We start from the raw sequence: 22,053 nt of genomic DNA, 5'->3' as shown, positions 1-22,053 counted from the left end.
ACTGCGGGGCCGGTGCGCCGGCTCCGATGGTTCGGATCCTAGACGACAGGGTGAAGTAGATGCTGCAAGGCTATTCCCAACTGATTTTCGAGGGGGCTCTGGTGACGCTGGAGTTGGCCCTCAGTTCCGTATTGTTGGCGGTGGTGATCGGGTTGATCGGCGCCGGCGGCAAACTCTCCCACAACCCCCTTATTTCCGGCCTGTTCGGCGCTTACACCACGCTGATCCGCGGCGTGCCCGATCTGGTGCTGATGCTGCTGATTTTTTATGGCCTGCAAATCGCCTTGAACAACATCACCACGCTGCTCGGTTTCTCGCAGATCGATATTGACCCGCTCGGCGCCGGCATCATTACCCTCGGCTTTATTTACGGCGCGTACTTTACCGAAACCTTCCGCGGCGCCTACTTGGCGGTGCCGAAAGGGCAGATTGAGGCGGCGACGGCCTACGGCTTCAGCGGCGCGCAGATCTTTCGGCGCATTTTGTTCCCGGCGATGATGCGCTTCGCCTTGCCGGGCATCGGCAACAACTGGCAGGTGATCCTGAAGGCGACGGCGCTGGTGTCTATCCTTGGCCTGAACGACGTGGTGAAAGCCACGCAGTTGGCGGGGAAAGGCACCTATCAGCCGTTCTTCTTCGCCATCGTAGCCGGCGTGGTTTACCTGATTTTCACTACCGTTTCCAACGGCGTGCTGTTGTGGCTTGAACGGCGTTACTCACTGGGCGTCAAGAGGGCCGAGCTATGATCGAGATTTTGCAACAGTATTGGCAGTCGCTGCTGTGGAGCGACGGCTACCGTTTCACCGGCGTGGCGGTCACGCTGTGGCTGCTGATCGCCTCCGTGGTGATGGGCGGGTTGCTGGCGATCCCGATGGCGGTGGCGCGCGTCTCTTCCCTGCGCTGGGTGCGTTTCCCGGTGTGGCTCTACACCTACGTGTTTCGCGGCACGCCGCTGTACGTGCAGTTGCTGGTGTTCTACTCCGGCATGTACAGCCTGGAAATCGTGCGCGGCAGCGAGTTTCTCAACGCGTTTTTCCGCAGCGGGCTCAACTGCACTATCCTGGCGCTGACGCTCAACACCTGCGCGTATACCACCGAGATCTTCGCCGGGGCGATCCGCTCGGTGCCGCACGGTGAAATCGAGGCCGCCAACGCCTACGGTTTCTCGCGCTTCAAGATGTATCGCTGCATCATTTTGCCTTCGGCGCTGCGCACCGCGCTGCCGGCCTACAGCAACGAAGTGATCCTGATGCTGCACTCCACCGCGCTGGCGTTTACCGCCACCGTGCCGGACCTGCTGAAGATTGCGCGCGACATCAATGCCGCGACCTATCAGCCGTTTTACGCTTTCGGCATTGCGGCGGTGTTGTACCTGATCATCTCCTACGTGTTAATCAGCCTGTTCCGCAAAGCTGAAAAACGCTGGATGGCACACGTTAGTCACTGATAAATGACGGGAAGAAAAACCATGTCTGAGAATAAATTAGCCGTCACGGAACTGCACAAACGCTATGGCGATCACGAGGTGCTGAAGGGCGTCTCGCTGGCGGCCAACGCCGGGGATGTGATCAGCATCATCGGCTCCTCCGGCTCCGGCAAAAGCACCTTTCTGCGCTGCATCAACTTCCTCGAGAAGCCGAGCGAAGGCTCGATCAGCCTGAACAACGAAGATATTCGCATGGTGCGCGACAAGGACGGCCAGCTGAAGGTATTCGACAAGAAGCAGCTGCAGCTGCTGCGCACCCGCCTGACCATGGTGTTCCAGCATTTTAACCTGTGGAGCCATATGACGGTGCTGGAGAACGTGATGGAGGCGCCGGTGCAGGTGTTGGGGCTGAGCAAGGCCGACGCGCACGAGCGCGCGGTGCGCTACCTGGATAAAGTGGGCATCGACGAGCGGGCGCGCGGCAAGTACCCGGTGCACCTGTCGGGCGGCCAGCAGCAGCGCGTCTCCATTGCACGCGCATTGGCGATGGAGCCGGAAGTGCTGCTGTTTGACGAACCGACGTCGGCGCTGGATCCCGAGTTGGTGGGCGAGGTGCTGCGCATCATGCAGAAGCTGGCGGAGGAGGGAAAAACCATGGTGGTGGTGACGCACGAAATGGAATTTGCGCGCCACGTTTCGAACCACGTGATCTTCCTGCACAAAGGGTTGATCGAAGAGCAGGGCCCGCCGGCCGAGCTGTTCGGCAATCCAAAAAGCCCGCGCCTGCAGCAGTTCCTGTCCGGCGCGTTGAAGTAACCTCAGATCAGCGGGCTTCGGCCCGCTGATTGACAACGTCATCCAATGCCTGTTCCAGCTCCAGATAACGGAAGTGGAAACCGGCCTCTTCCAGGCGCTTCGGCACCGCCCGCTGGCCGCCGAGCACCAGCACCGCCGCTTCCCCCATCAACAGCCGCATGACGAACGCCGGCACCCGCAGAAACGCCGGGCGATCGAGCACGTTGGCCAATTGGGCGGCGAATTGCTCGTTGTGCACCGGGTAGGGAGCGACCATGTTGAACGGGCCGCTCAGGGTGGCGTGATCCAGCAGATAAATAATGCCGTTGACCATGTCTTCGAGGTGGATCCACGGCAGGTATTGGCGACCGTCGCCGATCGGGCCGCCGAGCCCGAAGCGGAACGGCGGCAGCATTTTGGCCAGCGCGCCGCCCTGTGGCGCCAGCACCACGCCGGTGCGCAGCAGGCAGACGCGGGTGGCGTCGCTTTGCGCCTGCAGCGCCAGCGCTTCCCAGCGTTGACACAGCTGGTGGGTGAATTCGTCGTGCGGCGGCTCCTCTTCGGTCACCACCGCCTGCCCCTGATCGCCGTAGTAGCCGACGGCGGAACCGGAAATCAGCACGCCGGGGGGCGTGCTGCCGGCCTTGATCAGCTTCGCCAAGCGTTCGGTCAGATCCCAGCGGCTGCGGCACAGCCGCTCTTTCTGCTGCGCGCTCCAGCGCTTGTCGGCGATAGGTTCGCCGGCCAGGTTGATCACCGCGTCGAATTCATCCAGCGATTGCCGGTCGTCCAGCGTTCGCCAATAGCTCGGCCGGTCGCCCAGCCGGGCTCGGGCTCGCCGTTCGTCTCGGGTCAGCACCGTAATGTGGTGAGAAAGCGCCAGCAGTCTTGCCGTCAGGCTGCTGCCTATCAATCCCGTTGCGCCGGTGATCAGGATCCGCATGGTCGACCTCCCTGAATTAGTCCCGGCGGTAGCTCATGGTCATGGAAACCGAGTCGGCGTAGCGCAGGGCCAGAAGTTTATCTATCTCCACTTCAGCATAGGTCACCCAGGCGTGTTCTTTTACGATATCGAGCACATCCTGCGTTAATTTTTCCAGCAACGCGAAACGGTTATCTTCCACATGGCGGATGATCGCTTTGGTGATGGTGCGGTAGTTGAGCGCATCGGCGATATCTTCGCTGTTGCGCGCCTTGTCCGCCGGGTAGTGGATCACCACGTTGATCAGGACGTCCTGTCGGTTGTTGATTTCCTCTTCCTTGATACCGATGAACGTGCGCAGCCGCAGATTTTTAATGCGAATAACGGCGTCGGGTTGACTGAAAGACATCAGAGATTCTCCATAGGTCTGATTATTAGCGTTCAGAATACACGGAAAGTAGGGAAATGATAACGCAGGGACGATGTGACTCCCCGGCCGACGGGGAGTCGGGGGAGGCACTTAGGCTTGTTCGGCCAGTTTGTAGGCGCGCTCGGTCGCCGGGCGATTGCTGATGCGCTCGAACCAGTTGCGCACCGCCGGGTAATCCGCCAGATCGATGCGCTGGCGCGGATGCGACACGACCCACGGGTAGGTGGCGATATCGGCGATGCTGTAGTTATCGCCGCCCAGGTACGGGTGTTTTTGCAGTTCAGCTTCCAGCACGCCGTACAGCCGCTTGGTCTCCAGATGGTAACGCTCGATGGCGTAAGGCACCGGCTGCGGCGCGTAGTGGTTAAAGTGGTGATTCTGCCCGAGCATCGGCCCGAATCCGGCCACCTGCCAGAACAGCCACTGCAGGGTAGCGGCGCGTTCGCGCAGGCCCTTGCTCAGCAGCTTGCCGGTCTTCTCCGCCAGATACAGCAGGATTTCCCCGGATTCGAACAGGCTGATCGGCGCGCCGCCGTCCACCGGTTGCTGATCGACGATCGCCGGGATTTTGTTGTTGGGAGAAATGCTCAGAAAGTCCGGTTTGAACTGCTCGCCGGCGCTGATGTTTACGCGATGGATACGGTAGGGTAAGCCGACCTCTTCCAAAAACAAGGTGATCTTGTGACCATTGGGAGTAGGCGCGTAATACAGGTCAATCATGTTGCCTCCTGCGGTAAGGTGATCTGTAATTCATTACACGTTGCTGCGGTCTTCGCCGCGCACAAAGGTATATCAGAGATCCAACAATAGCAGCTAAGGATAGCAGGCTATGTGGGATTCGTCCGATGCTATCTGCGCAGTTGGATCACAATTCTCCACCGGGGCGGGCGGCGGTTTGCCGCACGGCGCCGGCGCGGTAAAATGGCGCTTATTTCCCTCTATAGGACAAGGTTATGAAGCTGATGTTCGCCTCGGATATCCACGGTTCGCTGCCGGCGACCGAACGCGTGCTGGAATTGTTCGCACAACACGGCGCCGACTGGTTGATTCTTCTGGGTGATTTGCTGAATCACGGCCCGCGCAACGCGCTGCCCGCCGGGTATCAGCCCGCTCAGGTTGCCGAACGATTGAATCGCTATAGCGACAAGATCATCGCCGTTCGCGGCAATTGCGACAGCGAGGTCGATCAGATGCTGCTGACGTTTCCCATCGAGGCGCCCTGGCAACAGGTTTTACTGCAAAAAAGACGATTGTTTTTGACCCACGGTCACCTTTATCATCCCTCGGCACTGCCGCCGTTATCCTGCGGTGACGTCTTGGCCTATGGCCATACGCATCTGCCGCAGGCGGAGCGGCAGGGTGAGATCTATTGCTTCAATCCGGGCTCGGTCAGCATCCCGAAAGGGGGCTTTCCCGCCAGCTACGGCATGTTGGAAAGCGGCACTTTGCGCGTGCTGACGCTCGACGACGGCAAGGTCGTCGCGGAGGTGGCGTTAACACGCTAAACGCACTAATTTATACACACACAATAAAAATCTTTGAAAAACACTCATTGATTAACCAGCGCGCGGGATTGCATCGCGCCAAAATAGAAGGTTTTAGAGGATGGCGGAACAGGGTCAGGCTGCAGATACCGAGTGGGTTGATATCGTCGACGAGCAAAACGAGGTGATTGCTCAATCCAGTCGTCAACAGATGCGGGCGGAGCGGCTGCGTCATCGTGCTACCTATATTGTGGTGCATGATGGGATGGGAAAAATTCTGGTGCAGCGTCGCACCGAGATCAAGGACTTCTACCCGGGCTGGCTGGACGCGACGGCGGGCGGCGTAGTGCAAAGCGGTGAAAACGTGCTGGATTCGGCGCGCCGCGAGGCGGAAGAGGAGCTGGGCATCGCCGGCGTGCCTTTCGCCGAGCACGGTCTGTTCTACTTCGAGGAAGAGCAGTGCCGGGTGTGGGGGGCGCTGTTCAGCTGCGTATCGCACGGGCCGTTCGCGCTGCAGGAAGAAGAAGTGGCCGAGGTGTGCTGGCTGACGCCGGAAGAGATCACCGCCCGCTGCGACGAGTTTACCCCGGATTCGCTGAAGGCGCTGTCGCTGTGGCTGACGCGCAACAATGAACAGGATTACGGCAAGCCGCTCGACAATCACTGAGCCGCCTGCGCATGGAAAAGCCGGTCATCGACCGGCTTTTTTTTACGGACGGATTCAGCAGCTGTCGCGGCGGCACAGCGTGGCGGGCAGGGAGCCTGGCGGCTGCCAGGGATGCTCGTTCAGCCGCGCCAGCAGCGCCTGGCCGGCCTGAATGCCGATATCGCGATGCGGAATGGTCATGGTGGTCAGCGGCGGCTGGCACACCCGGCTGAACTCGCTGTTGCCGAAGCCCACCACCGCCAGATTATCCGGCACCTTGATGCGCCGCCGCTGGCATTCATACAGTACGCCGCCCGCCAGTTCGTCCGACGCGCACACCAGCGCGTCCAGCTCCGGCCAGGCCAGCAAGAATTCCGGCAGCTGCTGCGCGCCGGTGCTGAAGCTGGCGGGCTGCGCGGCGTTGATGACCCGATGCGGCGACATATGGTTGCGCAGCAGCGCCTTGTGCCAGCCCTGCAGGTGCTGCTGGAAAATCCACTGCTCCTGATTGGCGCACAGCAGCCCGATATTCTGGTAACCGCTGGCGATCACCGTTTGCGTCAGCTGATACATGGCCGCCACGTAATCGATGCCGATGCTCATGTCGATCGGATCGGCGCGTACGGCGCCGATCTCCACCACCGGAATGTTGGCGGCGATCAACGCGTTGCGGGCATTTTGCGAATGCTCGACGCTGAGCAGCACCGCCGCCGCCAGGTTGTAAGAGAGCAGCGTCTCCAGCAGTTTCTCCTCGCGTTCCAGGTGGTGCTGCGACTCCGCCAGCATGATGTGATAGCCGGCGGGCTGCAGCACTTTCTGCAGGCCGGCGAACATCTCGGCGCAGCCGGATTCGGACAGGCTGGGCACCACCATGGCGATGGTGTAGGACGAGGCCGAGGCCAGCGAGCTGGCGGCCAGGTTGGGCAGATAGCCCAGCTCGTTTACCGCCGCGTCTATCTTCTCGCGCAGTTTGTCCGAAACCTGTTCCGGCGTGCGCAGCGCGCGCGACACCGTCATGGTGCCGACGCCCGCCAGCTGCGCTACGTCAGCCAACGTCACCCTGCCTGTGCTGCGGCGTTTTTTACCGATCGACATGCCTAATCCCGACTGAAATGCGCGCGCGGCGCATAAAGATTGTGATGGTGGGAAGCCGACGGCGCGGCTTCGACGATCCCAGTATGCGGCACATTCTACCCCGTAACCCGGAAGAGCGAGAAAAAATTGTGGTTAACGCCGCGCCGCGGCATGGCGTTTTGATAGCGCTATCACAGTTCTGCATGATAGCGCTTTGGTAGCGCTATCTTTGTGATGCCAATCACTGTGCAGCCGAGAGGGGTTGATTAAAGTTTTATCGTCGTCGGTGAATTAATCACCGGCCGAAACCATCAACGCTTGGGAGGGTAACGTGCTGAAAGAATGGCTGACCGCCGATCATATCCAGCTGTGCGAACGGGTGGAGGACTGGCGCCAGGCGGTAACGCTGAGCGCGCAACCGCTGCTGCAACGCGGCGTGATTACGCCGAATTACCTGACGGCCATCTTTCATCAGCAGGAGCAGCTTGGCCCCTACTTCGTCCTGGCGCCGGGCATCGCCATGCCGCACGCGCGGCCGGAGCAGGGCGCCAACGCGCTGGGGCTGTCGCTGTTGAAGATCCACCAGGGCGTGAATTTTCATTCTGCGGATAACGATCCGGTTCAGGTGGTGGTGATGCTTTCCGCACCCGACGGCAACAGTCACATTGAAATGATTTCGCAGTTGGCGGAATTATTTTCCGATAACACGGCGATGGAGGCGTTATTTCACGCCACAGATAAACGGCAAATTGAGGATATTATCGCCCGCTATTAACGTTTAATCACCAGGAACATTATTAATGCCCATAACGCCGGGAATATTCCCGGCGGCGCTACCCTACACGCTAAATTCAACAGGTGGATATCATGAAAATCATGGCGATTTGCGGTTCAGGCCTCGGCAGCAGCTTTATGGTGGAAATGAACATTAAAAAGGTGCTGAAAAAGATGGGGGTGGAGGCCGAGGTCGAACACTCCGATCTGTCGTCCGCCACTCCCGGCGCCGCCGACGTGTTCGTGATGGCGAAAGACATCGCCGACAGCGCCAGCGTACCGGCCGAGCAGCTGGTGGTGATCAGCAACATCATCGACATTAATGAGCTGGAAGCCAAGCTGCGCGCTTACTTCGAAGCCCACTCAATCATCTGAATAAAACGATTGGCGAGGTGGATATGTTTATCCAGGAAACGCTTAAGTTTGTGGTGGATATATTAAAGGTGCCTTCGGTACTGGTCGGGCTTATTGCGCTGATCGGTTTGCTGGCGCAAAAGAAATCGTTTTCCGACGTGGTGAAAGGCACGGTAAAAACCATTCTCGGCTTTATCGTTTTGGGCGGCGGCGCCACGGTATTGGTCGGATCGCTCAATCCGCTGGGCGGCATGTTCGAACACGCGTTTAATATTCAGGGCATCATTCCGAATAACGAAGCCATCGTCTCCATCGCGTTGGAGAAATACGGTGCTTCCACCGCGCTGATCATGGCGTTCGGCATGGTGGCGAATATCGTGGTGGCGCGCTTTACCCGATTGAAATACATCTTCCTCACCGGCCACCACACCTTCTACATGGCCTGCATGATCGGCATCATCCTGACGGTGGCGGGCTTCGAGGGCGTACAGCTGGTGTTCACCGGCGCGCTGACCCTGGGGCTGGTGATGGCGTTCTTCCCGGCGATCGCCCAACGCTATATGCGCCGCATCACCGGCAACGACGATATCGCCTTCGGCCACTTCGGCACCCTGGGCTATGTGCTGTCCGGTTGGATCGGCTCGAAAGTGGGGAAAAACTCGCGCTCGACCGAAGAGATGAACCTGCCGAAAAACCTCAGTTTCCTGCGCGACAGCTCCATTTCGATCTCGATGACCATGATCGTCATCTACCTGATCCTGGCGATCTGCGCCGGGCGGGCCTATGTGGAAAGCGAGCTCAGCGGCGGCCAGAACTACCTGGTGTATTCGATTATCCAGGCCATCACCTTCGCCGCCGGGGTATTCATTATCCTGCAGGGCGTGCGCTTGATTCTGGCGGAGATCGTGCCGGCGTTCACCGGCTTCTCGGAAAAACTGGTGCCTAACGCGCGGCCGGCGCTGGATTGCCCGGTGGTTTACCCCTATGCCCCCAACGCGGTGCTGATCGGCTTCCTGTTCAGCTTCCTCGGCGGGTTGGCCGGGCTGTTCCTGCTGGGGCAACTGAAGATGGTGCTGATCCTGCCCGGCGTAGTGCCGCATTTCTTCACCGGCGCTACCGCCGGGGTGTTCGGCAACGCCACCGGCGGGCGGCGCGGCGCGATGCTGGGCGCTTTCGCCAACGGTCTGCTGATCACCTTCCTGCCGGTGCTGCTGCTGCCGGTGCTGGGGGCGCTGGGCTTTGCCAACACCACCTTCTCCGACGCCGACTTCGGCGCGATCGGCATCCTGCTGGGCAACATGGCGCGCTTTATGTCGAAAGAGATGATCATGCTGGCGATTGTCGCCGTGTTTGCGCTGCTGGTGGCGCATAACTTCCTGGGAAAACGCAAAGGCGCACCGGCCGCTGACCGCGTCGAGAAATAACGAGGGCAGACTGATGAACGACACAACGAACGAAACGGAAATTGAAGAGCTGCACGCCCTGGCGCGGGCGATCCGCCTGGAAACGCTGAAAGCGCTGACCGGGCTGGGCTTCGGTCACTACGGCGGCTGCATGTCGGTGGTGGAGACGCTGGCGGTACTGTACGGCAGCGTGATGCGTATCGATCCGGCGGATCCGGATTGGCCGGAGCGCGATGACTTCGTGCTGTCGAAAGGGCACGCCGGCCCGGCGCTGTACAGCACGCTGGCGATCAAGGGCTACTTCCCGCTGGCGGAGCTGAAAACCCTCAACCAGAACGGCACGCGTCTGCCTAGCCACCCGGACCGATTGCGCACGCGCGGCGTGGATGCCACTACCGGCTCGCTGGGGCAGGGCGTGTCGATCGCCGCCGGCATGGCGTTATCCCATCGGCTGGCGGGGCGTCGTAACCGGGTGTTCAGCATCCTCGGCGACGGTGAGCTGAACGAAGGGCAGTGCTGGGAGGCGTTCCAGTTTATCGCCCACCACAATCTGAACAACCTGACGCTGTTTATCGATTACAACAAACAGCAGCTGGACGGCGCGCTGGACGAGGTGATCCAACCGTTCGATCTGGCCGCCAAGTTCCGCGCCTTCGGCTTTGAAGTACAAACCATCAAGGGAGACGACATCACGGCGCTGCTGGCGGCGGTAGCGCCGGTGCGCGGCGGAGAACAGCGGCCGCTGGCGATCGTGCTCGATAGTATCAAAGGGCAGGGCGTGACCTATCTGGAAAACCTGTCGAACTCACACCACCTGCGCCTGACGCCGGACGTGCAGCTGGAAATCGAAAAAGCCATCGCCGAACTGGAGGCCGCCCATGTTTAACGTAGTGACGCAGTTGGAGAACGACGCCGTCGAAATGCGCAAAGTCTATGCCGGCGCGGTCCGGCGGCAGATTGAAGCGGGCGCGCCGATCATCGCGCTGGAGGCGGATTTGATGAGCTCGATGGCGATGGACGGCGTGCACAAGGATCACCCGCAGCACGTGATCAACTGCGGCATCATGGAGGCCAACGTGATCGGCGTCGCCGCCGGGCTGTCGCTTACCGGCCGGGTGCCGTTCGTGCATACCTTCACCGCCTTCGCCAGCCGCCGCTGTTTCGATCAGCTGTTCATGTCGCTGGATTACCAGCGCAACAACGTCAAAGTGATCGCTTCCGACGCCGGGGTAAGCGCCTGCCACAACGGCGGCACCCACATGTCGTTCGAGGACATGGGCATTGTGCGCGGGCTGGCGCATTCGGTGGTGCTGGAAGTGACCGACGCCACCGTGTTCGCCGACGTTCTGCGCCAACTGATGGATCTGCGCGGCTTCTACTGGGTGCGCACCATTCGCAAGCAGGCGACGCGCATCTACCAGGAAGGCTCGCGCTTTACCATCGGCAAGGGCAACCTGCTGCGCGATGGCGACGACGTCACGCTGATCGCCAACGGCATCATGGTGGCGGAGGCGCTGAAGGCGGCGGAGATGCTGGCGCGGCAGGGCGTCAGCGCGGCGGTGATCGATATGTTCACCCTCAAGCCTATTGACCGTGAACTGATCAAAACCTACGCGGCCAAGACCGGACGCATCGTCACCTGTGAAAACCACAGCATTCATAACGGGCTGGGGTCGGCGGTGGCGGAGGTATTGGCGGAGGAATGCCCGACGCCGATGCGGCGCGTGGGGGTGAAGGAGCGTTACGGCCAGGTGGGCACCCAGGCGTTTTTACAGCAGGAGTACGGCCTGACCGCCGAGCATATTCTGGAGGCTGCTGGGCAGCTGCTGCAAAAATAGTTCTCGAGTCAATAACAACTGCTGTAACGAATGAGGTCTGGTGCTCTGGACAAAGCACATAGCTTCCTGCCCAGTATCTGAGTCATGACTCACGCGTTATCAACTGAGAAGCCCCTTAGGGGGCTTTTTGTTTTTAATGGATAATAGATGGCCAATGCTTAGGTAAAAAGAGATAATAAAAATAGTATAATAAATACAATTAGTTATATTCATGGAGTGAATAATGATAACAGCAAGAGGCTCGTTCAGAAGGCTGACGCTAGGCGAGATCACGCTATCCCGTTCTACGCTCATCATGATGATGTTGCTCAGTGGCTGTATGCTTGAAAAGCAACGTTTTTACACTGCGGATATTACGCTGAGGGGAAATGATCTCTGTTTCTCTTTACCGCAAACCGACCCAACACAGAGTGGCAGGGTCAGTCTGGTCAGTATCGCTATTGAACACCGGTTGGGTAGCCAAACGCATGAACTCTGGCGTAGGACCATTCTACCGCCGAAGCCCGTTGAGACGATTACGCCCGGCCAATGTATCCCATACTCGTTCAAGGCATTTGAGAGCAATGTGCCCTACACCGTGGCAATCAGTACCGTAGATCCTCAGGATGCAGATTCCAAACGTTTCTGGCAGCGCAGTTTCTCGCTGAAAATCAGTGACGGCCAGATTTCGCAGGTTATTGCCAGCGCGAAGTAATAAAGCCAGAGAAGGGATGAATGAGATGACTGGGGCAGCAATGTGTGTGAAGCGGGGTGATTGGTATAACGCTTGAGAAGGAATTGATTATGCAACTCGGCATGGTTACTAAATGGGCTCATCGGCTATTGACGACGGTTTTGTTGGTTATTGTCGTTGGCTTTGCGGGGTATTGGTATGCCACCCGCGATACTTATGACGATAAGCTCTACAGCAAAAAGCAGTTGACCGACGAGATTTGGCTCTATGTCACCGAGTACCAGAATGCGGGGGCCACCGACACGGATGTGTATCGTTACTATTTGAACGGAAGCCTGGATGGCGACCCTATCAACGTGCTGAGTCAAAGCGCGCCAATTTTGACGGCGGATCGGGCTGATGCAACTATCCGCGGCGAGGGCAACCGCGTCACCATCAATTTTTCCGGGAAGGTGTATTCCTTTACGAATTCGGCATTTTTCTATGCCACGAACAGCCAAATCCCCATCATGCCTACCATTGATTTTTCTGCACGGGGCGTCAGCGCTTGGCGATGATGGTGGGTGCTGCGGATTTGGCGGGTATTGTCTAAAACAGCATCATCACCAAGAATATCAGGCATAAAAAAGCCAGTCAGGATTACCTGACTGGCTTTTTTTAACGGTTTATTACGCCTTGGCGGCGGCAGCGTCAGCCTGGGAAGACTGGATCGCCGTCAGCGCGACGGTGTAGACGATATCGTCAACCAGTGCGCCGCGCGACAGGTCGTTCACCGGCTTGCGCATGCCTTGCAGCATCGGGCCGATGGAAACCAGGTCAGCGGAGCGCTGTACCGCTTTGTAGGTGGTGTTGCCGGTGTTCAAATCCGGGAAGATGAACACGGTCGCCTGGCCGGCCACCGGTGAGTTCGGCGCCTTGGACTTGGCAACGTCGGCCATGATGGCGGCGTCGTACTGCAGCGGGCCGTCGATGATCAGATCCGGGCGTTTTTCCTGCGCCAGACGGGTCGCTTCGCGCACTTTCTCTACGTCGCTGCCCGCACCGGAGTTGCCGGTGGAGTAGGAGATCATCGCCACGCGCGGCTCGATGCCGAAGGCCGCGGCGGAATCCGCAGACTGGATGGCGATTTCAGACAGCTGCTCGGCGGTCGGATCCGGGTTGATCGCGCAGTCGCCGTAGACCAGTACCTGGTCAGGCAGCAGCATGAAGAACACGGAGGAGACCAGCGAGCTGCCCGGTGCGGTTTTGATCAGCTGCAACGGCGGACGGATGGTGTTGGCGGTGGTGTGAACCGCACCGGAGACCAGGCCGTCGACTTCGCCTTGTTCCAGCATCAGGGTGCCGAGCACCACGTTGTCTTCCAGCTGCTCGCGCGCGACCACTTCGGTCATGCCCTTGCTCTTGCGCAGCTCAACCAGACGTGGCACGTAGTTTTCACGCACGGCGACCGGATCGACGATTTCGATGCCTTTGCCCAGCTCAACGCCTTGCGCTGCCGCGACGCGCTGGATCTCGTCCGGGTTGCCGAGCAGCACGCATTCCGCGATGCCGCGTTCGGCGCAGATGGCCGCCGCTTTCACGGTGCGCGGCTCGTCGCCTTCCGGCAGCACGATGCGCTTGCCGGCTTTACGCGCCAGCTCGGTCAGCTCGTAACGGAACGCCGGTGGAGACAGGCGGCGTGAACGCTCAGAGGTGGCGGTCAGCGAGTCGATCCACTCGGTGCTGATGTGGCTGGCCACGTAGTTCTGCACTTTCTCGATGCGCTGGTGGTCGTCCGCCGGCACTTCGAGGTTGAAGCTCTGCAGGCTCAGCGAGGTTTGCCAGGTGTTGGTGTCAACCATGAACACCGGCAGGCCGGTCTGGAAGGCGCGTTCGCACAGCTTCTTGATCGGCTCGTCGATGGCGTAGCCGCCGGTCAGCAGGATGGCACCGATTTCCACGCCGTTCATCGCCGCCAGGCAGGCGGAGACCAGCACGTCAGGGCGGTCTGCGGAGGTCACCAGCAGGGAGCCTGGGCGGAAGTGTTCCAGCATGTGCGGGATGCTGCGCGCACAGAAAGTCACGGACTTCACGCGGCGGGTCATGATGTCGCCTTCGTTGACCACGCGGGCCTTCAGGTGGCGAGCCATGTCGATGGCGCGGGTGGCGATCAGATCGAAACTCCACGGCACGCAGCCCAGAACCGGCAGTGGGCTGTTGGCGAACAGCTGTGCAGGATCGACGTGGGCGATGCTGGCCTTGGTGGAGTCGTCGAAGATTTCGGACAGGTCAGGACGGGTGCGGCCCTGATCGTCGACCGGCGCGTTCAGCTTGTTGATGATAACGCCGGTGATGTTTTTGTTCTTGCTGCCGCCGAAGCTGGTGCGCGCCAGTTCGATGCGCTCTTTCAGCTGCGCCGGGGAGTCGTTGCCCAGCGCCAGCACGAAGACGATCTCGGCGTTCAGGGTTTTGGCGATCTCGTAGTTCAGCGCGTTGGCGAACTGATGTTTGCGGGTCGGCACCAGGCCTTCGATCAGCACCACTTCCGCGTCTTTGGTGTTCTCGTGGTAACGCGCCACGATCTCTTCCATCAGCACGTCTTGCTGGTTGGAGCTCAGCAGGCCCTCAACGTAGTCCATGCGCAGCGGTTCGGCCGCCGGAATGGTGGAGTTGCTGCGGATGATGGTGGTGGTCTGGTCGAGTGCGTTGTCGCCGGTGCGCGGTTGAGCGATAGGTTTGAACACGCTCAGACGAACGCCTTTTTGCTCCATGGAGCGGATGACACCCAGGCTGACGCTGGTCAGGCCGACGCTGGTGCCGGTGGGGATCAACATAATAGTACGTGACACAGAATAGTCCTCTTCACGATTAACATGAGGCTAAAACAACACCGTCAGCCTGGGCTGACGGTGTTTTGAGAGCATTACGCGGTCAGGCGGGATGCGTCCTGCGCGATGACCAACTCTTCGTTGGTCGGGATCACCAGCGCCAGGCGGCTGCCGTCTTTGGTGATGGCGCCGGATTTGCCGAAGCGAGCGGCCATGTTGCGATCGTGGTCGATTTCGAAGCCCAGCAGGCCCAGTTTGTTCAGGGTCAGCTCACGCACCATGCCGGCGTTCTCGCCGATGCCGCCGGTGAAGATCACCGCGTCCAGACGGCCTTCCATCAGCGCGCTGTAGGCGCCGACGTATTTGGCCAGACGGTGGCAGAACACGTCCATGGCGCGTTTGGCGTCGGCTTTGCTGTCGTAGTTGTCTTCAACGTAACGGCAGTCGCTGGTGACTTCGGTCAGGCCCAGCAGGCCGGATTCTTTGGTCAGCATCTTGTTGATCTGGTCAACGCTCATGCCCAGAGAATCGTGCAGGTGGAAGATGATAGCCGGATCGATGTCACCGCTGCGGGTGCCCATCACCAGGCCTTCCAGCGGGGTCAGACCCATGGAGGTGTCAACGCACTGGCCGTTGCGCACTGCGGTGACGGAGCCGCCGTTGCCCAGGTGGCAAGTGATCACGTTCACTTCTTCTACCGGCTTGTTCAGCATCTTCGCGGCTTCTTGAGTCACGTAGAAGTGGCTGGTGCCGTGTGCGCCGTAGCGGCGAACGCCGTGGTCGCGGTACAGGCTGTACGGCAGGGCGTACAGGTAAGATTCTTCCGGCATGGTCTGGTGGAACGCGGTGTCGAACACGGCAACGTTCTTGTCAGCCAGGTGAGGGAAGGATTTCAGCGCTTCCGCGATGCCGATCAGGTGAGCTGGGTTGTGCAGTGGTGCAAACGGCACGGAATCTTTGATACCCTGCAGAACTTCGTCGTTGATCACGGCGGAAGCGGTGAACTTCTCGCCGCCGTGCACGATGCGGTGGCCGATAGCGGTCAGCTGCGCAGAAAGCTCTGGTTTTTGTGCCAGAATAGTATTAACAATGAAGTTCAGCGCTTCGCTGTGTGCAGCGCCGGCCCCCAGGGCAGCTTCGTGTTTGGCGCCGTCCATTTTCCACTTGATGCGAGCTTCAGGCAGGTGGAAACACTCGGCCAAACCGGAGAGGAATTCGTCGCCGTTAACGGCATCGATGATGGCGAATTTCAGAGAAGAACTGCCGCAGTTAAGAACCAGTACTAGCTTACTCGACATGGAAGTACCTACTTAAATAGTCGTGTTGTTAAAAGAAAATCGAACACACGTGGTGAATTAATCGTCAATCAGACAACAAGCGTAGCGCATAGTGCCGATGACATTTATGATTAACATCATGTGAAGTGCACAAATCACAGGATGATGGAAAAACCGATGATTTCTCTGCGGTTTAAATAATCTTGATTTTTATAGGGCTAAAAGTTGACAAAATTTACGTCATCTTCTACCGGCCACAAGGCCGGCTTAGGATACCGATAGCCCGGTGCAAACACAAAATAAATTTAAAGCTTCAAATTTTTTAGTATGGGCTCTGGCAGCACGCTTTTAGTTTCTTTACGTGACGTTGAGGTACGCAATGACGAGCAAACCGTCCGGTTCCGTAAGCTGGTTTCAGGTCTTCCAGCGCGGGCAGCATTATATGAAAACCTGGCCGTCAGACAAACGTCTGGCACCGGTCTTTCCGGAGAACCGCGTTGCGCGTGCCACCCGTTTCGCTATCCGTTTCATGCCGCCGTTGGCGATTTTCACGCTGACCTGGCAGATCGCGCTGGGCGGCCAGCTCGGCCCGGCGATCGCCACCGCGCTGTTTGCCTGCAGCCTGCCGATGCAGGGCTTGTGGTGGCTGGGGCGCCGTTCTGTTACGCCGCTGCCGCCGACGCTGCTGCAATGGTTCCATGAGGTGCGCAACAAGCTGACGGAAGCCGGGCAGGCGGTGGCGCCGCTCGAGGGCACGCCCACCTATCAGACGTTGGCCGATCTGCTTAAGCGCGCCTTCAAGCAGTTGGATAAAACCTTCCTCGACGATCTGTAATGAAAAGGCCGCGCTGATGCGGCCTTTCTCGTGAAAGCGCCAATAACCCCGGTTTAAATCAAAGAACGGTCGAGTTGTGATTTCCTGCGTTCTTGCGCTGTGCGATGCTCCCGCCATCATACAGAAATGAGGAAATCCTGATGGAAATGACCCATGCCCAGCGCCTGATCCTGTCGAATCAGTACAAGATGATGACGCTACTCGATCCGGACAACAGCGATCGTTATCGCCGGTTGCAAACCATCGTCGAACGCGGCTTCGGCTTGCAAATGCGCGAGCTGGATCGTGACTTTGGCGAACTGAGCGAAGAGGTGTGCCGCACCATCATCAACGTGATGGAGATGCACCATGCGCTGCAGGTTTCCTGGGGCAATCTGAAAGAGAAACAGGGGCTGGACGAGCGCCGCCTGGCGTTTCTCGGCTTCGACGCCGCCACCGAGGCGCGCTACCTGAGCTATGTGCGTTTCCTGGTCAACACCGAGGGGCGCTATACTCACTTCGATTCCGGCAGCCACGGTTTCAACGCCCAGACCAAAATGTGGGAAAAATACCAGCGTATGCTGGCGATCTGGCTGGCCTGCCCGCGCCAGTATCACTTGAGCGCCGTTGAGATAGCGCAAATCATCAATGCTTGATTAAAAAGAGGTTTTCTGTGGAGTGTAAGGGTTTTCTGTTCGATCTTGATGGCACCCTGGTGGATTCGCTGCCGGCGGTAGAGCGCGCCTGGACGCACTGGGCCGAGCGCCGCGGCGTCGATCCGCAAGCGGTGCTGGACTTCATTCACGGTAAACAGGCCATTACTTCTCTGCGCCACTTTATGCCGGGTGAAAGCGAAGCGGAAATTCAGCGCGAGTTCCAACTGCTGGAGCAGGTGGAAGCGCAGGATACCGAAGGCGTTCGCGCGCTGCCGGGCGCCATCGCGTTGTTGGAGCGCCTGAACGCGCTCGGCATTCCTTGGGCGATCGTCACCTCCGGTTCGGTGCCGGTGGCCGGCGCTCGCCGCCAGGCCGGCGGTTTGCCGCAGCCGGCGGTGTTCATCACCGCCGAGCAGGTTAAACACGGCAAGCCTCAGCCCGATGCCTACCTGCTGGGCGCCGAACGTCTGGGGCTGGCACCGCACGAGTGCGTGGTGGTTGAAGACGCGCCGGCCGGCATTCTTTCGGGGCTGGCGGCGGGCTGCCAGGTGATTGCGGTCAACGCCCCGGCCGACGCGCCGAAGCTGGAGCAGGTTGACCTGCGGCTGGATTCGCTGGCGCAGATCGCCGTTGATAAAACGGCGCAGGGCGCGATCGTTCGCCTACTGGCCTGAGTGGCATTATCTTCACCCTAATTGATTAGACCCCGCCTTTGCGGGGTTTTTTTATGCTATTTTTTAAGCCCTTGGACATTTGCCGGATGAGGCCGTTTTGAACAGCGAATTACTGTGGGTGCTGAGTTTACTGCTGATTGCCATCGTGCTGTTTACCACCAACAAGCTGCGCATGGACGTGGTGGCGCTGTTGGTGATCATCGCCTTCGTGCTGAGCGGCACGCTCAGCCTGCAGGAGGCGACGGTCGGGTTCAGCGATCCCAACGTGATTCTGATTGCCGCGCTGTTCGTGATCGGCGAAGGGTTGGTGCGCACCGGGGTGGCCTATCAGGTGGGCGACTGGCTGGTCAAAGTGGCCGGCAGCAGCGAAACCAAAATGTTGATGCTGCTGATGGTGACGGTCGCCGGGCTGGGGGCATTTATGAGCTCGACCGGCGTGGTGGCGATCTTTATCCCGGTGGTGCTCAGCGTGACGGCCAGAATGAAGATCGCGCCGGGGCGGCTGATGATGCCGCTCAGCTTTGCCGGGCTTATCAGCGGCATGATGACGTTGGTGGCCACGCCACCCAATATGGTGGTCAACAGCGAGCTGGTGCGCGAAGGCATCCATGGTTTCGGTTTCTTCAGCGTGACGCCGATCGGCCTGGTGGTGCTGGCGCTGGGCGTCGGCTACATGCTGATCGCCCGGCGTTGGCTGGGCAGCGGTGACACGGGCAAAGCCGGCGACGGCTGGCAGCGCCGCACCTTCCGCGATCTGATCCGCGATTACAGACTGACCGGCCGCGCGCGGCGGCTGGCTGTCCGCAGCGCTTCGCCGCTGATTGGGCGTTCGCTGGATGAACTGCACCTGCGTGCGCGCTACGGCGCCAACGTGGTGGGCATCGAACGCTGGAAACGCTTTCGGCGGGTGATGGTCAGCGCCTCCGGCAGCACCGAGCTGCGCGAGGGTGACGTTCTCTTGATCGACATGTCGGACAGCCAGATCGATCTGCGCGAATTCTGCGGCGAACAGCGGCTGGAGCCGATGGTGCTGCGCGGCGATTACTTCTCGGAACAGTCGCGCAACGTCGGCATGGCGGAGGTCTCGCTGATCCCTGACTCGGCGCTGCTGGGCAAAAGCCTGCGCGAAGCGGCGTTCCGCAGCTGCTACGATCTGAACGTGGTGGGCATCCGCCGCCACGGCGAGACGCTCGGCGGCAAACTGGTGAACGAGCCGCTGGAGCTGGGCGACATTTTGCTGGTGATCGGCGACTGGAAGGCGATCCGTCAACTGCAGGCCAAAACCCATGACTTTATCGTGCTCAACTTGCCGGCCGAAGTGGACGAAGTGGCGCCGGCCATCACGCAGGCGCCGCACGCGCTGTTTTGCCTGGCGTTGATGGTGGCGATGATGCTGACCGACGAAATCCCCAACCCGATTGCGGCGCTGATCGCCTGTTTGCTGATGGGCAAATTCCGCTGTATCGACATGGAGAGCGCTTATAAATCGATCCATTGGCCGAGCATCATTTTGATAGTCGGCATGATGCCGTTCGCGCAGGCGCTGCAAAAGACCGGCGGGGTTAGTCTGATCGTCAGCGGGCTGATGGATGTCGCCGGCGGCGCGGGGCCGCGCGTGATGCTGCTGTGCCTGTTCGTCTTGTGCGCGACTATCGGGCTGTTTATTTCCAACACCGCGACGGCGGTGCTGATGGCGCCGATCGCCATCGCCGCCGCGCGCGAAATGGGCGTCTCGCCATACCCGTTCGCGATGATTATCGCCATCGCCGCGTCCGCCGCCTTTATGACGCCGGTCTCTTCACCGGTCAACACGCTGGTGCTGGGGCCGGGCAATTACAAGTTCGGCGATTTCGTGCGTCTCGGCGTGCCGTTCACCCTGCTGGTGATGGCGGTCAGCGTGATTGTGGTGCCGTGGCTCTATGGTTTTTAACGGCGCAGCGAGGCTGCGCCGGCGGGGTTACAGCGAACTGTCGAGGCTGATTTCGTCCAGCGACAGGCTGAAGCTGGGAATGAACACTTCCATGAAGTAGTCCATCTCCGGGCTGCGGCGCTGTTCCAGGGTTTTATCCAGCCTCGCCTTGGCCAGGGTGAATTCGTTGTTGCCGGCAGACAGCTCTTCCAGGCATTTCAGGTAGGCGCACAGCGCGTCAGCCTGCTTCACCACCTGCTTTTCATCTTCGCTGTAATAATGCTCATCGAGAATGGTGCGAAAATCGTTGCGCAGCTCCGCCGGGATCATGTCCAGCAGCTTTTGCTGGGCGATCTTTTCGATCTTCTTGTACTCATGGGCGATCTGCGGATTGTAGTATTTGATCGGCGTCGGCATGTCGCCGGTGATCACTTCGCTGGCGTCATGGTACATCGCCAACAGCGCAACGCGGTCGGCGTTGAGGTTGCCGTTGAATTTGCGGTTCTTGATCACCGCCAACGCGTGGGCGACAAAGGCCACCTGCAGACTGTGTTCGGAGACGTTCTCGGTGCGCACGTTGCGCATCAGCGGCCAGCGGTTGATCAGTTTCAGGCGGGACAGATGGGCGAAGAAATGGCTCTGACTCATGGTGCTCTCTTTAACGGCAAGTGAGGGCCCCATTGTGAAGCAGTGTCGGCGAATTTTGCAACCGGGCTGTGAGGAAAGGGCGCAGCGAGGCGCTGCGCCCCTGATGATTATTGGTGATAGCCTTCCAGGAAGCGGCCCAGCTTGCCGACCGCCATTTCCAGTTCGTCTACGCGCGGCAGGGTGACGATGCGCACGTGATCGGGGTAAGGCCAGTTGAACGCGGAGCCCTGCACCAGCAGCACTTTTTCCTGCAGCAACAGATCCAGCACCAGCTTCTGGTCGTCATGGATGTTGAAGCGTTTGGCATCGATGCGCGGGAACATGTACAACGCGCCCTGCGGCTTCACGCAAGAGACGCCCGGGATGTCGTTGAGCAATTCCCAGGTGCGGTTGCGCTGTTCGTACAGGCGGCCGCCGGGCTGAATGAATTCGCTGATGCTCTGATAACCGCCCAGCGCGGTCTGAATCGCGTGCTGCATCGGCACGTTGGCGCACAGGCGCATCGAAGCCAGCATCTCCAGCCCTTCGATATAACCTTTGGCGTGCTTTTTCGGCCCGTTCAGTACCATCCAGCCCTGGCGGAAGCCCGCCACGCGGTAGGTCTTCGACAGGCCGTTGAAGGTCACGGTCAGCAGATCCGGCGCCAGCGCGGCGATAGAGTGGTGCTCTGCTTCGTCGTACAGGATCTTGTCGTAGATCTCGTCGGCGAAGATGATCAGGTTGTGTTGACGGGCGATCTCGACGATCTGCTCAAGCAGCGCTTTGCTGTAGACCGCACCGGTCGGGTTGTTCGGGTTGATGATCACGATGCCGCGGGTGCGCGGGGTGATCTTGCTGATGATGTCGTCCAGATCCGGGAACCAGCCGGCCTGCTCATCGCACAGGTAATGTACGGCCTTGCCGCCGGACAGCGACACTGCGGCGGTCCACAGCGGATAGTCCGGCGCCGGCACCAGCATTTCGTCGCCGCTGTTGAGCAGCGCCTGCATGGACTGAACGATCAGCTCGGAGACGCCGTTGCCAATGTAGATATCCTCAACGGTCACGTCACGCATGTTGCGCGCCTGATAGTGCTGCATGATCGCTTTACGCGCCGAGAAGAGGCCTTTGGAATCGGAGTAGCCTTGCGCCGTGGGCAGATTGCGGATCACGTCGACCAGGATTTCGTCCGGGGCGTCGAAGCCGAACGGGGCAGGGTTGCCGATGTTCAGTTTCAGGACTTTATTGCCTTCTTCTTCAAGACGTTTAGCTTCTTTAAGCACCGGGCCGCGAATGTCATAGCAGACGTTGTCCAGTTTGCTGGATTTCTCAATGGGGGACATAAAAAGTTGAGCCTTTTGCTGGGATAGGGGCGCTCCTACCGTGGGACGCCGCAACCCGCCCAATGTACTCCTGGCGTAGTTGCTTTTGAAGGGTTTTGCACGCCTTTGGTGCAAATGCATGTCGTAA

The 22,053-nt window shown here is 59.5% G+C and carries 24 protein-coding genes; 16 read left to right on the top strand and 8 right to left on the bottom strand.

What is annotated here, in order from left to right; all coding sequences use genetic code 11:
• Positions 1 to 59 precede the first annotated feature (59 nt).
• Genes ACJ8IP_RS08785 through hisP form a run of 3 tightly spaced genes read left to right on the top strand, consistent with a single transcriptional unit; the run spans position 60 to position 2,242 of the window.
• On the top strand, positions 60 to 746 hold the full coding sequence (locus ACJ8IP_RS08785) for a histidine ABC transporter permease HisQ (RefSeq protein WP_033635345.1): 687 nt from the start codon (positions 60 to 62) through the stop codon (positions 744 to 746).
• The gene (locus tag ACJ8IP_RS08780; RefSeq protein WP_033643875.1) at positions 743 to 1,447 is read left to right on the top strand and encodes an ABC transporter permease; all 705 of its coding nucleotides are present in this window, start codon (positions 743 to 745) and stop codon (positions 1,445 to 1,447) included. Before ACJ8IP_RS08785 ends, ACJ8IP_RS08780 begins: the two co-directional genes overlap by 4 nt.
• Before the next feature lie 21 nt (positions 1,448 to 1,468).
• A complete protein-coding gene (gene hisP, locus ACJ8IP_RS08775) occupies positions 1,469 to 2,242 on the top strand; it encodes a histidine ABC transporter ATP-binding protein HisP (protein WP_004936098.1) in 774 nt (257 codons plus the stop codon).
• A 7-nt stretch (positions 2,243 to 2,249) separates the two neighbouring features.
• Here hisP and ACJ8IP_RS08770 read toward each other — a convergent pair whose 3' ends face one another.
• The 3 genes from ACJ8IP_RS08770 to yfcG all read right to left on the bottom strand — a co-directional run bounded on the left by ACJ8IP_RS08770 (position 2,250) and on the right by yfcG (position 4,293).
• Positions 2,250 to 3,164, bottom strand: a complete 915-nt coding sequence (locus ACJ8IP_RS08770) for a TIGR01777 family oxidoreductase (RefSeq protein ID WP_033643873.1) — start codon at positions 3,162 to 3,164, stop codon at positions 2,250 to 2,252.
• Positions 3,165 to 3,180: 16 nt separating this feature from the next.
• On the bottom strand, positions 3,181 to 3,552 hold the full coding sequence (folX, locus tag ACJ8IP_RS08765) for a dihydroneopterin triphosphate 2'-epimerase (protein WP_025303682.1): 372 nt from the start codon (positions 3,550 to 3,552) through the stop codon (positions 3,181 to 3,183).
• Between the two features lie 111 nt (positions 3,553 to 3,663).
• Entirely contained in the window at positions 3,664 to 4,293 is a 630-nt protein-coding gene (gene yfcG, locus ACJ8IP_RS08760) for a GSH-dependent disulfide bond oxidoreductase (RefSeq protein ID WP_016926886.1), read from the bottom strand.
• A gap of 233 nt (positions 4,294 to 4,526) precedes the next feature.
• Here yfcG and yfcE point away from each other — a divergent pair, with 233 nt between their 5' ends.
• On the top strand, positions 4,527 to 5,078 hold the full coding sequence (gene yfcE, locus ACJ8IP_RS08755; RefSeq protein ID WP_033643871.1) for a phosphodiesterase: 552 nt from the start codon (positions 4,527 to 4,529) through the stop codon (positions 5,076 to 5,078).
• A gap of 100 nt (positions 5,079 to 5,178) precedes the next feature.
• On the top strand, positions 5,179 to 5,724 hold the full coding sequence (yfcD, locus tag ACJ8IP_RS08750; RefSeq protein WP_004936086.1) for an NUDIX hydrolase YfcD: 546 nt from the start codon (positions 5,179 to 5,181) through the stop codon (positions 5,722 to 5,724).
• 54 nt (positions 5,725 to 5,778) lie between these two features.
• On the opposite strand, the gene ACJ8IP_RS08745 is transcribed toward yfcD, so the two are convergent.
• Entirely contained in the window at positions 5,779 to 6,798 is a 1,020-nt protein-coding gene (locus ACJ8IP_RS08745; RefSeq protein ID WP_033651947.1) for a LacI family DNA-binding transcriptional regulator, read from the bottom strand.
• Between the two features lie 310 nt (positions 6,799 to 7,108).
• On the opposite strand from ACJ8IP_RS08745, the gene ACJ8IP_RS08740 reads away from it, so the two are divergent.
• From ACJ8IP_RS08740 to ACJ8IP_RS08710, 7 genes are all read left to right on the top strand, one after another.
• A complete protein-coding gene (locus ACJ8IP_RS08740) occupies positions 7,109 to 7,552 on the top strand; it encodes a PTS sugar transporter subunit IIA (protein ID WP_033643869.1) in 444 nt (147 codons plus the stop codon).
• 92 nt (positions 7,553 to 7,644) lie between these two features.
• Positions 7,645 to 7,926, top strand: a complete 282-nt coding sequence (locus ACJ8IP_RS08735) for a PTS sugar transporter subunit IIB (RefSeq protein WP_025303676.1) — start codon at positions 7,645 to 7,647, stop codon at positions 7,924 to 7,926.
• A gap of 23 nt (positions 7,927 to 7,949) precedes the next feature.
• A complete protein-coding gene (locus ACJ8IP_RS08730) occupies positions 7,950 to 9,329 on the top strand; it encodes a PTS ascorbate transporter subunit IIC (RefSeq protein WP_004936074.1) in 1,380 nt (459 codons plus the stop codon).
• A 13-nt stretch (positions 9,330 to 9,342) separates the two neighbouring features.
• On the top strand, positions 9,343 to 10,194 hold the full coding sequence (locus ACJ8IP_RS08725; RefSeq protein ID WP_122004446.1) for a transketolase: 852 nt from the start codon (positions 9,343 to 9,345) through the stop codon (positions 10,192 to 10,194).
• Positions 10,187 to 11,146: a transketolase family protein gene (locus ACJ8IP_RS08720; protein WP_442524370.1), complete on the top strand. Its 960-nt coding sequence runs from the start codon at positions 10,187 to 10,189 to the stop codon at positions 11,144 to 11,146. Before ACJ8IP_RS08725 ends, ACJ8IP_RS08720 begins: the two co-directional genes overlap by 8 nt.
• 223 nt (positions 11,147 to 11,369) lie before the next feature.
• Positions 11,370 to 11,840 carry a putative T6SS immunity periplasmic lipoprotein gene (locus ACJ8IP_RS08715; RefSeq protein ID WP_229597901.1) on the top strand — a complete coding sequence of 157 codons (471 nt, stop codon included), beginning with the start codon at positions 11,370 to 11,372 and terminating at the stop codon, positions 11,838 to 11,840.
• Positions 11,841 to 11,929: 89 nt separating this feature from the next.
• Complete coding sequence (locus ACJ8IP_RS08710) at positions 11,930 to 12,376, top strand: hypothetical protein (RefSeq protein WP_046687549.1); 447 nt, start codon at positions 11,930 to 11,932, stop codon at positions 12,374 to 12,376.
• Between the two features lie 111 nt (positions 12,377 to 12,487).
• Here the strand turns inward: ACJ8IP_RS08710 and pta are convergent, their stop codons facing one another.
• Together pta and ackA are read right to left on the bottom strand one after the other, a co-directional pair.
• Complete coding sequence (gene pta / locus ACJ8IP_RS08705; protein WP_004936066.1) at positions 12,488 to 14,647, bottom strand: phosphate acetyltransferase; 2,160 nt, start codon at positions 14,645 to 14,647, stop codon at positions 12,488 to 12,490.
• Positions 14,648 to 14,721: 74 nt separating this feature from the next.
• A complete protein-coding gene (gene ackA, locus ACJ8IP_RS08700) occupies positions 14,722 to 15,924 on the bottom strand; it encodes an acetate kinase (RefSeq protein WP_004936063.1) in 1,203 nt (400 codons plus the stop codon).
• A gap of 358 nt (positions 15,925 to 16,282) precedes the next feature.
• On the opposite strand from ackA, the gene yfbV reads away from it, so the two are divergent.
• The 4 genes from yfbV to ACJ8IP_RS08680 all read left to right on the top strand — a co-directional run bounded on the left by yfbV (position 16,283) and on the right by ACJ8IP_RS08680 (position 19,977).
• Positions 16,283 to 16,738: a terminus macrodomain insulation protein YfbV gene (yfbV, locus tag ACJ8IP_RS08695; RefSeq protein WP_004936061.1), complete on the top strand. Its 456-nt coding sequence runs from the start codon at positions 16,283 to 16,285 to the stop codon at positions 16,736 to 16,738.
• 140 nt (positions 16,739 to 16,878) lie between these two features.
• Positions 16,879 to 17,373, top strand: coding sequence for a YfbU family protein (locus tag ACJ8IP_RS08690; protein WP_033643864.1), 495 nt, complete (start codon positions 16,879 to 16,881; stop codon positions 17,371 to 17,373).
• A 17-nt stretch (positions 17,374 to 17,390) separates the two neighbouring features.
• On the top strand, positions 17,391 to 18,047 hold the full coding sequence (locus tag ACJ8IP_RS08685; RefSeq protein ID WP_033643863.1) for a sugar phosphatase: 657 nt from the start codon (positions 17,391 to 17,393) through the stop codon (positions 18,045 to 18,047).
• Positions 18,048 to 18,144: 97 nt separating this feature from the next.
• Positions 18,145 to 19,977, top strand: a complete 1,833-nt coding sequence (locus tag ACJ8IP_RS08680; RefSeq protein WP_233092645.1) for an SLC13 family permease — start codon at positions 18,145 to 18,147, stop codon at positions 19,975 to 19,977.
• 27 nt (positions 19,978 to 20,004) lie between these two features.
• Here the strand turns inward: ACJ8IP_RS08680 and yfbR are convergent, their stop codons facing one another.
• The gene (gene yfbR, locus ACJ8IP_RS08675) at positions 20,005 to 20,604 is read right to left on the bottom strand and encodes a 5'-deoxynucleotidase (RefSeq protein WP_015378582.1); all 600 of its coding nucleotides are present in this window, start codon (positions 20,602 to 20,604) and stop codon (positions 20,005 to 20,007) included.
• Between the two features lie 107 nt (positions 20,605 to 20,711).
• On the bottom strand, positions 20,712 to 21,926 hold the full coding sequence (locus ACJ8IP_RS08670; protein ID WP_019453720.1) for a pyridoxal phosphate-dependent aminotransferase: 1,215 nt from the start codon (positions 21,924 to 21,926) through the stop codon (positions 20,712 to 20,714).
• Positions 21,927 to 22,053: the final 127 nt, after the last annotated feature.

The organism is Serratia sp. CY52157 (assembly GCF_052168495.1).
GTDB classification, from domain to species: domain Bacteria; phylum Pseudomonadota; class Gammaproteobacteria; order Enterobacterales; family Enterobacteriaceae; genus Serratia; species Serratia ureilytica.
The sequence above is the reverse complement of the archived record's forward strand: the minus strand, read 5'-3'. Positions and strand labels throughout refer to the sequence as shown.